Source organism: Pseudomonas sp. p106, from assembly GCF_003936645.1.
In the GTDB taxonomy this organism is placed as follows: Bacteria; Pseudomonadota; Gammaproteobacteria; order Pseudomonadales; family Pseudomonadaceae; genus Aquipseudomonas; species Aquipseudomonas putida_E.
In genome coordinates, this window is record NZ_RHQR01000023.1 from 75147 (window position 1) to 89958 (window position 14812).

A 14812-nucleotide genomic window follows, 5' to 3' on the forward strand; every position below is an offset into this window, starting at 1 on the left:
CAGATGCGAGGCCGTCAGTCTACCAGTGAAAACCTGGGGCCGCTTTGCGGCCCCGGCCATCTCAAAGCTCTGCAGCCAGACGCGAGCCCTGGTTGATCGCCCGTTTGGCATCCAGCTCGGCCGCCACATCCGCGCCGCCGATCAGGTGTACCGACTGCCCCGCAGCCAGCAGCCCTTCGTGCAGCTCCCGCAGCGGCTCCTGCCCGGCGCAGATCACCACGTTGTCCACCGCCAGTACCTGCGGCTCACCTTCAGCTACGCGGATGTGCAGGCCCGCATCGTCGATCCTCAGGTACTCGACGCTGTTGAGCATCTGTACCTGCTTGTTTTTCAGGCCCGTGCGGTGGATCCAGCCGGTGGTCTTGCCCAGGCCATCGCCCACCTTGGCCTTCTTGCGCTGCAGCAGGTACACCTGCCGTGCCGGTGCATGCGGCTCGGGCTTGATGCCCGCCACGCCGCCTCGCGCCTGCAGCTCGCGGTCGATGCCCCACTCCTTCCAGAACGCCTCCCGGTCCTGGCTGCTGGCCACGCCCTGATGCACCAGGTATTCGCTGACGTCAAAACCGATGCCGCCAGCGCCGATCACCGCAACCGACTCACCCACTGGCTTGCGCTGGAGCAGTACGTCCAGGTAGCTGAGCACTTTGGCATGCTCGACGCCTGGAATGGCCGGCGTACGCGGCGCGATGCCGGTGGCCAGGATGATCTCGTCGAAAGCGCCTTCCAGCAGGGCCGGCACATCGACCCGGGTGTTCAACCGCAGGTCGACACCCGTGCTTTTCAACTTGTTGCCGAAATAGCGCAGGGTCTCGAAGAACTCCTCCTTGCCCGGCACCCGCTTGGCCACGTTGAACTGCCCGCCAATTTCGCTGGCTGCATCGAACAGCGTCACCTCGTGGCCGCGCTCTGCGGCCACGGTGGCAGCCGCCAGGCCGGCCGGGCCGGCACCCACCACGGCAATGCGCTTGACCGTGCGCACCGGCAGGTAATTGAGTTCGGTTTCGTGGCAGGCCCGCGGGTTGACCAGGCAACTGGTCAGCTTGCCGCCGAACGTATGATCCAGGCACGCCTGGTTACAGCCGATGCAGGTATTGATTTCATCGCCGCGCCCCTGCGCCGCCTTGTTGACGAACTCCGGGTCGGCCAGGAACGGCCTGGCCATCGAGACCATGTCGGCATCGCCCTCGGCCAGCACGGCTTCAGCCACTTCGGGGGTATTGATGCGGTTGGTGGTGATCAACGGAATGGTCACCGCCCCGCGCAGCTTGGCGGTGACTTTGCTGAACGCCGCGCGCGGCACCTTGGTGGCGATGGTCGGGATGCGCGCCTCGTGCCAGCCGATACCCGTGTTGATGAGGGTCGCGCCAGCCCGTTCGACGGCTTTGGCCAGCAACTCGATCTCGTCCCAGGTGCTGCCGCCCTCGACCAGGTCGAGCATCGACAGGCGGAAGATGATGATGAAATTCGGCCCCACGGCCTCGCGCACCCGGCTGACGATCTCGACCGCCAGGCGCATGCGGTTTTCATAGCTGCCGCCCCAGCGGTCAGTACGGTGGTTGGTGTGGGCGGCAAGGAACTGGTTGATGAAGTAGCCTTCCGACCCCATGATTTCGACGCCATCGTAACCGGCGCGCTGTGCCAGCACGGCACAATTGACGAAATCGGCGATCTGCTTCTCGATCCCGGCCTCGTCCAGCTCTTTAGGCTTGAACGGGTTGATCGGCGCCTGGATCGCACTGGGCGCCACCTGCCGGGGGCTGTAGGCATAGCGCCCGGCATGCAGGATCTGCAGGCAGATCTTGCCGCCAGCGGCATGCACGGCCTCGGTGACGATGCGGTGCTTGTCAGCCTCCTCCTCGGTGCTCAACTTGGCTGCGCCGGAATACACGCCACCTTCATCGTTGGGCGCGATACCGCCAGTGACCATCAGCCCAACGCCGCCACGGGCACGCTCTGCAAAATACGCAGCCATGCGTTCGAAGCCGCCGGGACGCTCCTCAAGGCCGGTGTGCATCGAGCCCATCAGGGTGCGGTTGGCCAAGGTGGTGAAGCCCAGGTCGAGCGGGGCCAGCAAGTGCGGATAGCGGTCGGCAGCCATGGAACGGTTCCCCATGTGGCGTGATCACGGAATGCGGGTGCCTCGGCGGGCCCCGTCGTTTATCTGCCAACGACATTAAACAGCCGTTTGAATGCGCTCAATGATCGAAACTGACAACTTACTGATCATCCTGCACAGGCGAACTGCAGTACCGGCGGTGAGACACACCCGCACTTTTACGCCTTTTTTACTCGACATTATGCAATGGCAGTCGATACTGCCGGTCATTGCCCCTGTGAGCCTGCTCGATGCCTCTGCCTGCTTTGCGCTTCATCGCCTTCATCATCGGCGTATTCCTGATTACCCTGGCGGTCAGCATGGTCATCCCCATGGCCACGCTGCTGCTGTATGGCCTTAGCGACGACCTCGGTGCCTTCCTCTGGTCCAGCCTCATAGCCCTGTGCGCAGGCCTTGTGCTGGTGGCTCGTGGCATACCCGATGCGCCGCAGCTAAGGGCCCGAGACATGTACTTCCTGACCACAGCCAGCTGGGTCATCGTCTGCGCGTTCGCAGCCCTGCCCATGGTGTTCATCCGGCATATCAGCTACACAGATGCATTCTTTGAGACCATGTCGGGCATCACCACCACGGGCTCGACGGTACTTACCGGCCTGGACAGCGCATCGCCCGGCCTGCTGATCTGGCGATCGCTGCTGCACTGGCTGGGAGGCATAGGCTTCATCGGCATGGCCGTCGCGATCTTGCCGTTGCTGCGCGTGGGCGGCATGCGCCTGTTCCAGACCGAGTCCTCGGACTGGTCGGACAAAGTGACGCCCCGTTCACACGTCGCGGCAAAAATGATCCTGGTGATCTACCTGGGGCTGACAGCACTCGGTACATTGGCCCTGTGGGCCGCCGGCATGACCCCTTTCGACGCCATCAATCATTCGATGTCGCTGATCTCCACGGGTGGCTTTTCGACGTCCGATGCATCGCTTGGCCACTGGACTCAGCCCGCTGTGCATTGGGTGGCGGTAGTGATCATGATCCTCGGAAGCCTGCCCTTCGCCCTGTATGTAGCGACCTTGCGTGGCCATCGGCGCATCCTGTTCAAGGACCATCAGGTGCGTGGCTTTCTCGGCTTTCTCCTGCTTGTCTGGGTCACGGTAGGGACCTGGCTCTGCTGGCACAGCGACTTTTCGTGGTGGGATGCTTTTCGCATCGTGGCGGTCAATGTGACGTCGATCGTTACGACCACCGGCATTGCGGTAGGGGACTACACGCTCTGGGGCAGCTTCGCCATGCTGTTGTTCTTCTACCTGACTTTTGTCGGTGGATGTTCGGGCTCCACAGCCGGCGGACTGAAAATATTCCGCTTTCAAGTCGCCGCGTCACTGCTGGTCAGCAGTTTGAAACAGCTGATTCACCCGCGGGCGATGATCTCGAAGAAGTACAATGGTCACCCCATTGATGAAGAAATCGTGCGCTCATTGCTGACGTTCTCCTTCTTCTTTTCCGTCACCATTGCCGTGATCGCCCTGGCGCTGACCCTGATAGGGCTTGACTGGACCACTGCCCTGAGTGGCGCGGCGACAGCTGTGTGCAACGTCGGGCCAGGGCTGGGCAGCGTGATCGGGCCGGCCGGCAACTTCAGCTCACTACCGGACGCTGCGAAGTGGCTACTGACCATCGGCATGCTGTTAGGCCGCCTCGAGATTCTCACCGTGCTGGTGCTCGTCGCGCCTGCCTTCTGGAGGTTCTGATTGCAGGGCAGCACGTGGGGGCAGCAATAAATCCGGGCAGGATCCGTTTATTCGTTCTAGGTTTACTGACGCAGGGAACTAGAACAATAAGCGGAGAATATCCCCATGAACCGAGCCCTTCGCCTGGCATTGGCCAGCACCGTACTGGCAGCTTGCGCAACAGCCCAGGCCGCGCCAACCTTCATCAACATCCTCACAGGTGGCACCAGCGGCGTCTACTATCCCATCGGCGTTGGGATATCACAGATCTACAGCCATGGCATCGAGGGCAGCAAGACTTCAGTGCAAGCCACCAAGGCATCGGTGGAAAACCTCAATCTGCTGCAAGCCGGCCGTGGCGAACTGGCGTTCGCGCTGGGAGATTCGGTGGCGGATGCCTGGAACGGAGATGCCGAAGCCGGCTTCAAGGCGCCCCTGAAGAAACTGCGCGCCATCGCCGGCACCTACCCCAACTACATCCAGATCGTCGCCAGCAAGGAGTCAGGCATCACCTCGCTGGAAGACCTCAAAGGCAAACGTATCTCGGTCGGTGCGCCGAAGTCCGGCACCGAGCTCAACGCCCGCGCCATCTTCAAGGCCGCAGGGCTCAGCTATGAGGACCTGGGCAAGGTCGAATACCTGCCGTATGCCGAATCTGTAGAGCTGATCAAGAACCGTCAGCTGGACGCCACACTGCAATCTTCCGGGCTCGGTCAGGCGGCAATCCGTGACCTGGCCGCTACCCTGCCGGTAGTGTTCGTACCCGTGCCAGCCGCCATCGTGAGCAAAATCGGCAACAGCGCCTATCAACCCGCGACCATTCCCGCCAAGACATACGATGGCCAGGATGCTGACGTGCCTACCGCAGCCATCACCAACATCCTGGTCACACGCGCCGATATCAGCGATGACATGGCCTACGACATGACCCGGCTGATCTTCGAAAACCTGCCGCGCCTGGTCACCGCCCACTCGGCAGCAAACGATATCCAGGCACAGAATGCTGCGAGAAACCTGCCCATTCCACTGCATCCAGGCGCAGAACGGTACTTCAAGGAGAAAAACCTGCTCCCCTGACTATTGACTCGACCCATGGGGGAGCGGCACATGAGTGATACCGGGCAAGGTCTGCAAGCCAGTACTGACCGTTGGCCTGCCACGCTTTTTGCCGTGGCCCTGGCATTTTCGACCTTTCAGATCGCAACGGCGGCTTTTCCGCTGATTTCCAGTCAGGTACTGCGGGCAGTACACGTGGGGTTCTTGCTGCTGGTCGTGTACCTGAGCTACGCGTTCACCGGTCATCGCAGGCCGTGGCAACCGCTTGGCTGGCTGCTGGGCCTGGCGGGCATGGCCACCGCTGCCTACCAGTGGCACTTCGAAGGGGAGCTGATTCAACGCTCCGGGGAACTGACCACAAGTGACCTGGTGTTCGGCCTGCTGCTGATCGGCCTGGTGTTCGAGGCAGCGCGCCGGGTGATGGGCATCGCACTGCCCATCATTTGCGCTCTTTTTCTGGCCTACGGGCTGCTCGGCCAGCACCTGCCCGGTGACCTTGCGCATCGCGGCTACGGCCTCGATCAGATCGTCAACCAACTGGCCTTCGGAACCGAGGGGCTGTATGGCACGCCCACCTATGTTTCGGCGACCTATATCTACCTGTTCATCCTGTTCGGCGCGTTCCTTGAACAGGCCGGCATGATCCGGCTGTTCACTGACTTTGCCATGGGCCTGTTCGGCCATCGCAGCGGGGGGCCGGCCAAAGTCTCGGTATTCTCCTCGGCGCTGATGGGGACCATCACCGGCTCTGGGGTGGCGAACGTGGTCACCACCGGGCAGTTCACCATCCCGCTGATGAAGCGCTTCGGCTACAAGCCGGCATTTGCCGGTGGCGTGGAGGCGACCGCAAGCATGGGCAGCCAGTTGATGCCACCGGTCATGGGCGCGGTGGCGTTCATCATGGCCGAGACCATCAACGTACCCTATGCCGAAGTGGCGAAGGCCGCGCTCATTCCGGCCTTGCTGTATTTCGGCTCGGTCTACTGGATGGTGCACCTGGAAGCCCGGCGCAGCCAGCTGCATGGTCTACCCCGCGAGCAATGCCCGAGTGCCTGGGATGCAGTGCGCCAACGCTGGTTCCTGCTGATCCCTCTGATAGTGCTGGTCGGCCTGTTGTTCTCCGGCCGCACACCGCTGTATTCGGGAATGGTCGGCCTGGCACTGACTGCCATCGTCATTCTTGGTTCGGCAATCATCCTGCGGGCGCAACAGACATGGCTGCGGGCGGCCTTTTGGGTTGCGCTGGGGGTCATCTGTTCAGGATTCTTCCGTATGGGCATCGGTGTCATCCTGCTGGTGATTGCCTCGCTCGCCATCGCCTGCGCGTTCATACAGGGTGGCCGTGCCACACTTCGTGCCTGCGTCATGGCCCTGGCCGAAGGTGCGCGCCACGCGGTACCGGTCGGTATTGCATGCGCCTTGGTCGGGGTGATCATCGGTGTCACCTCGCTCACCGGCCTGGCCACGACCTTCGCCGGCTACATTCTCGACCTGGGCCGCGAAAACCTGTTCCTGTCCCTGCTTCTGACCATGTTGACCTGCCTGGTACTGGGCATGGGTATCCCGACCATTCCCAATTACATCATCACCAGTTCCATCGCTGCTCCGGCCCTGCTGGAGCTTGGCGTGCCGCTGATCGTTTCGCACATGTTCGTGTTTTATTTCGGCATCCTTGCCGACCTGACGCCGCCGGTGGCATTAGCCTGCTTTGCCGCCGCCCCCATCGCCAAGGAGAAAGGGCTGTTGATCAGCTTCTGGGCTGTGCGCATTGCATTGGCCGGTTTCGTCGTACCGTTCATGGCGGTGTATGACCCGGCGTTGATGATGCAAGGCGACAGCCTCGGCGCAACGCTGTACATGCTGATCAAGGCCATGTTTGCAGTGGCACTCTGGGGGTGCGCAGCCACCGGCCACTGGCGCATGCCCATGCCATGGTGGGAACGGCTGTTGGCATTCATGGCTGGCGTAGCACTGATTCTTGCATTGCCCATCAGCGACGAGGTCGGCTTCGCCCTGGGCATTGCCGTCATGGGCTGGCATTACTGGCGCAGCCGGCCATTGCCGCGGCAACCTGCATGACCAGCCTGTGCATCGGGCTTGCCGGTGTGGTTTGGGCAAGCCTGCCGTTGCAGGAGGTTACCCTGGCCTGGGAGCACAGTGTGGAGAAGGTCCGCTGGGAGGAGGATTATCAGGTGACACCCGCAGGCCTCGTGCTGCAGGAGGCTCGGGTGCGGGGCAGCGGTGCCGGCATGGAGATCCCGGACGACGCTCGCCTGCGTGATGGGGCATGGCACTACCATCGTCATCTGCCCCCGCTGCAACCTCTGCATGCCGGACGCACGCCGGAGGCCGGCGACTATCAATTGTGCGTCAAGGGCCGTTGCCAGCCCCTTTCCCACTGGCTGGGACCACCGACCCACACCATTGCTGCCGTGGATTTCTGGGCATGCGAACCGGGTGATGCCGCAGATCAGCGCAAAGCACTGCCCTGAACGCGCTGACAGGGCAGTGCAAGTGCTGATCAGCTGACGACGTGCAGGTAGTGCAGGTGGCGCTCGTACTGATCGAGAATGTCGCCGATCACATCGTCCCGGCTCCATCCCATGATGTCGTAATCCTGGCCCCCTTCGCGCAGATGGACTTCAGCACGGAAGTATTTGCGGGTATCGGAACCCTCGTCGGTATCCTGCATGACGAAACTGGGTGTGTTGAATGCGCGCGGGCGTACCTCATACAGGAAGCGCCCTTCTCCAGCATGGGAGAGCTCAAGCATCACGCGCCCATCTTCGCGCTCGTTCACCGCAACTTCATAGCCCTGCTTGCGCAATTCCAGGGCGACTTCTTCACAGGCAGGCTTCACCACTTCGGCTATGAAGCGGGACACATGGGCCCGCCGCGGCATCATGGCGATATTGCGCAGTCGCCGCTGCCACCCGCCGTGGGGATGGCGCGTATGCCGGGGGCCGGGCAATGCCTGGTTGCGCAGCCCGCGGCGGGTGGCATCGAGGCTGAGTGCCCTGAACAGGCCCCAGATCGCGATCAGCAAAATGGCGGCGAAGGGCAAGGCACTGGCAATGGTCGCGGTCTGCAGTGCCTTGAGGCCGTTGGCCAGCAGCAGCGCAATGGCGACCGCGCCTATGCTGACCGACCAGAAGATGCGTTGCCACAAAGGCGAATGGCCTTGCCCGGACGAGGCCAGCATATCGACCACTAGCGCGCCGGAGTCCGCCGAGGTGACGAAGAACACCACCACCATGAGCACCGCTATCAACGAAATGACACTGGAGAACGGGAAGTGCTCGAGAAAGGCGAACAGGGCCAGGGAACTGTCCTGATCGACCACAGCGGCCAGGTCCTTGACACCCTCGTTGAGGATCATGTGTATCGCTGAGTCACCGAACACCGTCATCCAGAGCAAGGTGAAGCCTGCGGGTACGAACAGTACACCGCAGACGAACTCACGAATGGTCCGCCCCCGGGAAATGCGTGCGATGAACAGGCCTACAAAGGGCGACCAGGACAGCCACCAGCCCCAGTACAGCAGGGTCCAGCCACCGATCCAGTCAGTGGGTTCATAGGCGTAGAGGTTGAAGGTCTTGTTGACGATGTCGGAAAGGTAGGCACCGGTATTCTGCACGTAGGCCTGCAGCAGAAACACGGTGGGCCCCAGCAACAGCACGAACAGCATCAGGATTACAGCCAGGCTCAGGTTGAGCTCGGAAAGGATGCGAATACCCTTGTCCAGCCCGCTGGCCACCGACAGCGTCGCCAACGCGCAGGTGGCGGTGATGAGAATGACCTGGACCGTGGCGTTTACCGGCAGACCGAACACATGGTGGAAACCGCTGTTGATCTGCAGTACCCCATAACCCAGCGAGGTCGCCACACCGAACACCGTGCCGAGGATGGCGAAGACATCCACGGCGTGCCCGATAGGCCCGTATATCCGTTCACCGATCAGCGGATAGAGCGCCGAGCGCAAAGTCAGTGGCAAGCCATTGCGGAAACTGAAATAGGCCAGAATGAGCGCGACGATGGCATAGATCGCCCAGGCATGCAGGCCCCAATGGAAGAATGTGATCTTCATGGCTTCGCGAGCCGCGGCGACTGTGCCAGGGTCGCCCACAGGCGGTGTGGTGAAATGCATCACCGGCTCGGCCACGCCAAAGAACATCAGGCCGATGCCCATGCCTGCCGAGAACAGCATGGCGAACCAGCTGCTCTTTCGGTAATCAGGCTCGCTGTGATCAGGCCCCAGCTTGATGTCGCCGTAGCGGCTGACGGCCAGAAACACCACGCTGATCAACACCAGCGCTACGGTGAGAATGTAGAACCAGCTGGCGTTGGTGATGATCCATTGCTGGACTTGTTCGAACAGCGCCTGGGCGTGCTCCTGAAAAGCCGTGGCGTACAAGACCAGCAGAAAGATGAGTATCGCGCTGGTGTAAAAGACGGGTGGATTGAGCGTGCTCCTGGGTTTGTCGGCTGCTGTCATTACGGCAGTTCTCCTTGTAAAACGATGAGCACAGGGTGCCCCGGCACCACGACATCTGCCCAGATTAGCAGCCAGGAAGATCTCCGTTTGCCGAGCCTGTACACTTGAACAGCCATGAACCGTAACGCCCGAGGAAAAAAATCTCAAATCGCTGCGCATGTCGAGCCCGCCTGGCGGGACGGTACCGGGCGAAGGCAGCGGGCGTCCTCCCGCCCTGCCTGAGTACCACCTCTGTCGGGTTTGCCACCCCGGTAATACACGTCATACTCGTGGCTTTACACTCTGACACTGCGTAGACGATGCCCGACCGTACCCGCCTCCCCTCCCTCACTCTCGGCCGTTCACGCTGGCGAGAATGGCGCCAGCGTCTGGCGTTCTGGATCGGGGCGCTGCTGGTGGGGCTTGTCGCACTGGCGTTCGCCTGGCTGGCCGAAGCTGCATTCGCTTCGTTCGAACGCCTGCTGGAATGGATGCCCTGGGCACCCCTTCTCATCACTCCCCTAGGGTTCGCGCTTCTGGCGTATTTGACACAGCGCTGGTTTGAAAACGCCAAGGGCAGCGGCATACCTCAAGTCATCGCTGCCCTGGAAATGCCATCCCGGCGCCTGCGTGCCCGATTGCTTTCGATTCCCGTTGCCGCCGCGCGCATGAGCCTGACGTTGGGCGCCCTGCTGGTAGGGGGTTCGGTCGGGCGAGAGGGGCCGACGGTTCACATCGGCGCTGCCGTGCTCTACACCTTTGGCCAGCGATTGGGCCTGCACGGGCGCCGCGCGATTGCCGGCCTGATCCTCGCAGGCGGCGCAGCCGGCATAGCCGCAGCGTTCAACACCCCGCTGGCCGGTGTCGTCTTTGCCATTGAAGAGCTGAGCCGCACGTTTGAGCAACGCTTCAGCGGCCTGGTGCTGACGGCGGTGCTGATTGGCGGCGTGGTCACGCTGGGGCTGATGGGGCACAACGCCTACTTTGGCGAAATAAGCGGGCGGATGCCCGTAGGCTGGGGCTGGAGTGTGGTGCCCGCATGCGCGCTGTTGGGGGGAGTGCTGGGTGGGTGTTACGCCAGGCTGGTGCTGCCTACCGATAAGGGCGTACTTGGCCGTCTGTGCACACTACGCGGGCGCTATCCGGTGCGGTTCGCGGCGATCTGCGGGCTGGTGCTGGCAGTGCTCGGGCTGGTTTCTGGCAACCATGTGTTCGGCACCGGCTACGAAGAGACCCGTGCCTTGCTCGAAGGCCGACCGATCACCGATGCCAGCTTCCTTCTCTGGAAGTTTCTGGCCAATGTCGTCTCTTACCTCTCCGGCATACCGGGCGGCCTGTTTTCGCCTTCGCTGAGCATCGGCGCGGCATTCCAGCCGCTGTTGAGCCTGATCCCCAATGTTGACCCACAGGCGTGTGCATTGCTGGGAATGGGCGCCTACCTGGCAGGCGTAACGCGTTCACCGTTGACTGCATCGGTCATCGTTCTGGAACTCACGCATAGTCCGGACCTGGCCATCCCGATGCTGGCAGTGACATTGATGGCTGCCGGCATCTCCGGTTGCATTTCGCCGGTTTCCCTCTACCACGCCCTGGCAAAGCAGATCATCGACAAAGTTGCACCTGCCAGATCCAGTTGAAATCAACGGCTGCGCGAGGCACGCTCAAGACGACTGTGACACAATGCTCAGCGACTTCTTGGTTCACCGCCTCGTCATTGCGAGTATCAACGAAATCAAAGGCATGCGAAAACTATTGGCAAGCGCCTTGGCGCTGGTAATGATCGCCGCCCTGTGCGGCTATGGCTTCTGGACCCAACAGCGCCCGGAAGGCCACTACCTCTCCGACCTGCGCATCGAACTGGCGTTGAACCACGGCGTGCCCGGCGAGCAGGGCAACCTGCTGGGCGTCGAGCCCCTGCTTTACCCAAGCGACTATCAAAACCTGCAACGCCTGCACCGCAAGCTCTCGGCCTACCTGCAACAAGCCCGTGCCCAGGGCCTGATAAGCCCGCGCACGGTGGTGGTGCTGCCGGAGCACATTGGCACCTGGCTGTGGGCCCGCGGCGAAAAGAACGAGCTGTACCAGGTCACCCGCAGCCGCGAGGCAGAGCAATGGCTGGAGTTGAGCAACCCGCTGCGCTATGGCCTGGCGATAGTGCGGGCCAGCGGCGATGACCGCCGGGCCGACGCGCACTTGCGCATGAAGGCTCAGCAGATGGCCCGCGACTACCAGCAGCTGTTCGGCAGCCTGGCCAAGGAGTTTGGCGTGACCTTGGTGGCCGGCTCGATCGTGCTGCCTGACCCCTATGTGGAAAAAGGCGTGCTGCATACCGGCGGCGGCCCGTTGTTCAACAGCAGCCTGGTGTTCGCCAGCGATGGTTCACCGCTGGGCCAGCCACAACGCCAGCAATTCCCGGACAGCCAGGTACGGCGTTACATCCATGATGGCCGCAAGCAACCCCTACAAGTCGTGCAAACCCCGGCCGGGCGTCTTGGCGTGCTGATCGGCAGCGATAGCTGGTACCCGGAAAACCACCAGCAGTTGGAGAACCAACAGGTACAACTGATCGCCAACCCGGTTTTCCTGAGCGGCAAAGACAGCTGGCAAGCGCCATGGCGTGGCAACCGGCACCAGGATGCGGCGGCCGAGCTTGCCCTGCAGCGCGGTGAAGTGAGCGAGAAGACCGCCTGGCAACGCCTGACCGAGGCTGCCGGCCAAGGGGTCAGCAGCATGAGTGTATTCATGCGGGGGCAGTTCTGGGACCAGGGCAGCGACGGTCAAGGCTTCGCCCATCAGAGCGGCGAATTGCTTACAGGCCCTCCCAGCCAGGGCGCACGCCTGCTGAACGTGTGGCTGTAGGGGTATGTCCCGCCCCCGCGTTCGCCTGGGCGACCTCTCGGTAGGTTTCGTCCAGCCACTTGCTGAGGCCATCCAGGGCCTCGGTCACGATCCTCAGCCGCTGCTGCGCCGTTACGGGCTGGATCAGACACGCCTGGCCGAAGCCGGCGCACGGCTGTCTATCCCCCGTTACATGCACCTGGGGCATGCTGCGATCGCGCTGTGCGGGGAGCCTGCCCTGGGCCTGCACATGGGACGCCTGAGCCGGCTGGCCCAGGCCGGCCTGGCGGGCGTCACAGCCGCGCAGGCGCCTACGTTGGGCGAAGCCGCCCGTACACTGCTGCGTTTCGAGCCGCTGTATGCCGCCAACTACCGTGGGCATTCGAGTTTTCAGGAAGACGTCCAAGGGGCATGGCTGCGCTTTTATTCAATCAGCCCCTACAACGCCTATAACCGTTTCGTGGTTGACTCGCTGCTGACTGGCTGGCTGGCCCAGCTTGCGGCCCTGACCGACACGCCCATACAGGCCGAGCGCCTGGAGATCGAATTCGAAGCACCCGGCTACGCCGCCCAGTACCAGCCATTGTGCAGCACCGCCGTGCAGTTTGGCGCCAGTGGCAACCGACTGCGCCTGGGCCGGGCCACGCTGGAGCTGGCCAACCCCCAGCATTGTCCGAGCACCTGGCAGCACCTGCTGCAACTGTGTGAAACGCACATGCTGCAGCGCACCCGGGTGCGCAGCCTGGGGGAGCGCATCACCCATTTGCTCGGCCCCCTGCTCAACGGTGGCCGTGAGCCCGGCCTGGAAGAAGTGGCACTGCGCCTGCAACTGCCCGCCTGGACCTTGCGGCGCAAACTGGCAGAGGAAGGCACGCGCTTTCGCGACTTGCTCAACGACACCCGGCGCGACCTTGCCGAGGCCTATATCCGCGATACGGAATTGACCTTCGGCGAGATTGCCTACCTGTTGGGTTTTGCATCGGCCGAGGCCTTCCAGCGCGCATTCAAGCGCTGGACGGGCCTCACACCGGGGGGATTCCGCCGCAGTCAGCGGCAGGTCGGTCAAAGCTCGGTGGCGTCGTCGGCCGGTTCCGGGGTGTCCAGCTCGTAGGCTTGGTACTCGAGCAGCTCTTCCTGATATTCATCCATTACCCTGCGCCCTCTTCACTCTTTTATCTTCGTTGGTCATGCCTTCCAACCTAGGCAGGCTGGATGAAGAAATGATGACAAGCCTATGAGTGGTAAACGTAGCAGGTGTTCAGAAAGTTATCGTCTGGTGATCTGTAACAGCGAATGATTGGCCGTGTCGACGCCTGTTCAGGGAAGATCATTCAGAGTGAGGATGCTTCAGCCTCGGCAGGCTGTGCATCCTGCTGCACCTGAATCGGCGCAGGCGCCGCCGGCGGTGCGACCGGTTGCGAACCCTGGCTGTCATCAACCACCGGCGCTGCTGGGGCCTCGCTTGCCGGGGCCACCGCCTCAGCTGCAGGTGCTGGTTCTGCTGGCGCCGGTGTTGCTGGCGCAGGAGCAGGTGCCGCCTCTGCCAAAGGAGCGCTCACAGGTGCTGGCGAAACTTGCTCAGGCAACCCCAAGGCAGGCGCTGTGTTCTCGGCCTTGGGCACAGGCGCTTCAACCTTGGCCTTGCTGACCTTCTTCGGCTTGGGCTTGGGCAAGTAGCTTTCGACCAGAGCAAAGTAACGCTCGTAGAACTGCGGCGCGGTCACAGTCTCGCTGGCGACCTTGACCATCGAATCGTCACTGGAGCCGATCGGCATCGAAACAGAACCCAGCACACCCACGCCGAGGCTGGCGGACGTATTGGACTTCTTGAGGGCGTAGCGGTCCTGCAACGCGTTGGCGAACATGGTCGAACGCTGTTCGTCACTGCTGTCGGGCGCGCAGGTCACGCTGAAGCTGATCTGCAGGTGGTTCTCGCTGTTCTGCTGGAAGCTTTTGTTACCGGCAATCTGGTTGGCGCCGCTGCTGGTGATGATGTAACCCTGGCTCAGCAGCGCACGCCGGGCAGCCTCGCACGAGCCGGCTTCACTGACCGGGAAACTGCGCGAGAAGGTGCCCGAGTCATCGAAGTTCTCATGCTCATAGATAGCGGTTTTTTTCGAGGAGCAACCGGTCACGCCCGCCAGCACCAGGGCCAGCCCGAGCGCACCAAAGACGGATGATCTGGTCATTGCGAATTCCGGGTAAGTCGAGAGGTGCCTATTGTGCATCACAGCACCCTTGCACTGAAACCGTTCGACGGTGAAGAGTCTGTCAGCATCGTGTAAATGTTGACTTTGCAGGCGCGTAAACGAAAAAAGCGACCCTAAGGTCGCTTTCTCGTTTTGCTTCGAAGCGTTCAAGGGCTTCGAGGCGAAGATGGCGCAGCGGACGGGACTCGAACCCGCGACCCCCGGCGTGACAGGCCGGTATTCTAACCGACTGAACTACCGCTGCGTATCGCTCGGGCTTTCGCCCGGTTGAAACTGTGATCTACCCTTGCGGCGAACAAAGCCTCAGGGCGGACACAAAAAAAGCGACACGAAGATCGCTCTTTTTGCTGCTTCGAAGCGTTCAAGGGGCTTCGAAACGAAGATGGCGCAGCGGACGGGACTCGAACCCGCGACCCCCGGCGTGACAGGCCGGTATTCTAACCGACTGAACTAC

At 62.1% G+C, this 14812-nt stretch carries 10 protein-coding genes and 1 tRNA gene; 7 read left to right on the plus strand and 4 right to left on the minus strand.

All coding sequences use genetic code 11. The features are described 5' to 3' along the window. Positions 1-61 precede the first annotated feature (61 nt). Entirely contained in the window at positions 62-2098 is a 2037-nt protein-coding gene (locus EGJ09_RS22905; RefSeq protein WP_125924854.1) for an NADPH-dependent 2,4-dienoyl-CoA reductase, read from the minus strand. Between the two features lie 248 nt (positions 2099-2346). Here EGJ09_RS22905 and EGJ09_RS22910 point away from each other — a divergent pair, with 248 nt between their 5' ends. The 4 genes from EGJ09_RS22910 (at position 2347) to EGJ09_RS22925 (ending at position 7328) form a co-directional block, all read left to right on the plus strand. Then, positions 2347-3801, plus strand: coding sequence for a TrkH family potassium uptake protein (locus tag EGJ09_RS22910; RefSeq protein WP_125924855.1), 1455 nt, complete (start codon positions 2347-2349; stop codon positions 3799-3801). A gap of 105 nt (positions 3802-3906) precedes the next feature. Continuing rightward, positions 3907-4857 carry a TAXI family TRAP transporter solute-binding subunit gene (locus tag EGJ09_RS22915; RefSeq protein WP_046786521.1) on the plus strand — a complete coding sequence of 317 codons (951 nt, stop codon included), beginning with the start codon at positions 3907-3909 and terminating at the stop codon, positions 4855-4857. A 30-nt stretch (positions 4858-4887) separates the two neighbouring features. Then, a complete protein-coding gene (locus EGJ09_RS22920; RefSeq protein WP_115275654.1) occupies positions 4888-6915 on the plus strand; it encodes a TRAP transporter permease in 2028 nt (675 codons plus the stop codon). Continuing rightward, entirely contained in the window at positions 6912-7328 is a 417-nt protein-coding gene (locus tag EGJ09_RS22925; RefSeq protein ID WP_125924856.1) for a DUF1850 domain-containing protein, read from the plus strand. Before EGJ09_RS22920 ends, EGJ09_RS22925 begins: the two co-directional genes overlap by 4 nt. 29 nt (positions 7329-7357) lie before the next feature. On the opposite strand, the gene EGJ09_RS22930 is transcribed toward EGJ09_RS22925, so the two are convergent. Further along, positions 7358-9331 (minus strand): choline BCCT transporter BetT, encoded by a 1974-nt coding sequence (locus tag EGJ09_RS22930; protein ID WP_125924857.1) that lies wholly within the window; start codon positions 9329-9331, stop codon positions 7358-7360. Positions 9332-9630: 299 nt separating this feature from the next. On the opposite strand from EGJ09_RS22930, the gene EGJ09_RS22935 reads away from it, so the two are divergent. From EGJ09_RS22935 to EGJ09_RS22945, 3 genes are all read left to right on the plus strand, one after another. Next, positions 9631-10947, plus strand: coding sequence for a chloride channel protein (locus EGJ09_RS22935; RefSeq protein ID WP_256658455.1), 1317 nt, complete (start codon positions 9631-9633; stop codon positions 10945-10947). 103 nt (positions 10948-11050) lie between these two features. Next, positions 11051-12169 (plus strand): nitrilase-related carbon-nitrogen hydrolase, encoded by a 1119-nt coding sequence (locus EGJ09_RS22940; protein WP_046786699.1) that lies wholly within the window; start codon positions 11051-11053, stop codon positions 12167-12169. Between the two features lie 4 nt (positions 12170-12173). Continuing rightward, complete coding sequence (locus EGJ09_RS22945; protein WP_125924858.1) at positions 12174-13259, plus strand: AraC family transcriptional regulator; 1086 nt, start codon at positions 12174-12176, stop codon at positions 13257-13259. Between the two features lie 220 nt (positions 13260-13479). Here the strand turns inward: EGJ09_RS22945 and EGJ09_RS22950 are convergent, their stop codons facing one another. Together EGJ09_RS22950 and EGJ09_RS22955 are read right to left on the minus strand one after the other, a co-directional pair. Next, the gene (locus EGJ09_RS22950; RefSeq protein ID WP_125924859.1) at positions 13480-14337 is read right to left on the minus strand and encodes a DUF2242 domain-containing protein; all 858 of its coding nucleotides are present in this window, start codon (positions 14335-14337) and stop codon (positions 13480-13482) included. A gap of 188 nt (positions 14338-14525) precedes the next feature. After that, a tRNA-Asp gene (locus EGJ09_RS22955) sits at positions 14526-14602 on the minus strand. Positions 14603-14812: the final 210 nt, after the last annotated feature.

Bases quoted from the DNA above. Each gene is read 5' to 3' on its own strand.
- EGJ09_RS22905 (WP_125924854.1), bottom strand. From the start codon at position 2,098: ATGGCTGCCGACCGCTATCCGCACTTGCTGGCCCCGCTCGACCTGGGC.
- EGJ09_RS22910 (WP_125924855.1), top strand. From the start codon at position 2,347: ATGCCTCTGCCTGCTTTGCGCTTCATCGCCTTCATCATCGGCGTATTC.
- EGJ09_RS22915 (WP_046786521.1), top strand. From the start codon at position 3,907: ATGAACCGAGCCCTTCGCCTGGCATTGGCCAGCACCGTACTGGCAGCT.
- EGJ09_RS22920 (WP_115275654.1), top strand. From the start codon at position 4,888: ATGAGTGATACCGGGCAAGGTCTGCAAGCCAGTACTGACCGTTGGCCT.
- EGJ09_RS22925 (WP_125924856.1), top strand. From the start codon at position 6,912: ATGACCAGCCTGTGCATCGGGCTTGCCGGTGTGGTTTGGGCAAGCCTG.
- EGJ09_RS22930 (WP_125924857.1), bottom strand. From the start codon at position 9,331: ATGACAGCAGCCGACAAACCCAGGAGCACGCTCAATCCACCCGTCTTT.
- EGJ09_RS22935 (WP_256658455.1), top strand. From the start codon at position 9,631: ATGCCCGACCGTACCCGCCTCCCCTCCCTCACTCTCGGCCGTTCACGC.
- EGJ09_RS22940 (WP_046786699.1), top strand. From the start codon at position 11,051: ATGCGAAAACTATTGGCAAGCGCCTTGGCGCTGGTAATGATCGCCGCC.
- EGJ09_RS22945 (WP_125924858.1), top strand. From the start codon at position 12,174: ATGTCCCGCCCCCGCGTTCGCCTGGGCGACCTCTCGGTAGGTTTCGTC.
- EGJ09_RS22950 (WP_125924859.1), bottom strand. From the start codon at position 14,337: ATGACCAGATCATCCGTCTTTGGTGCGCTCGGGCTGGCCCTGGTGCTG.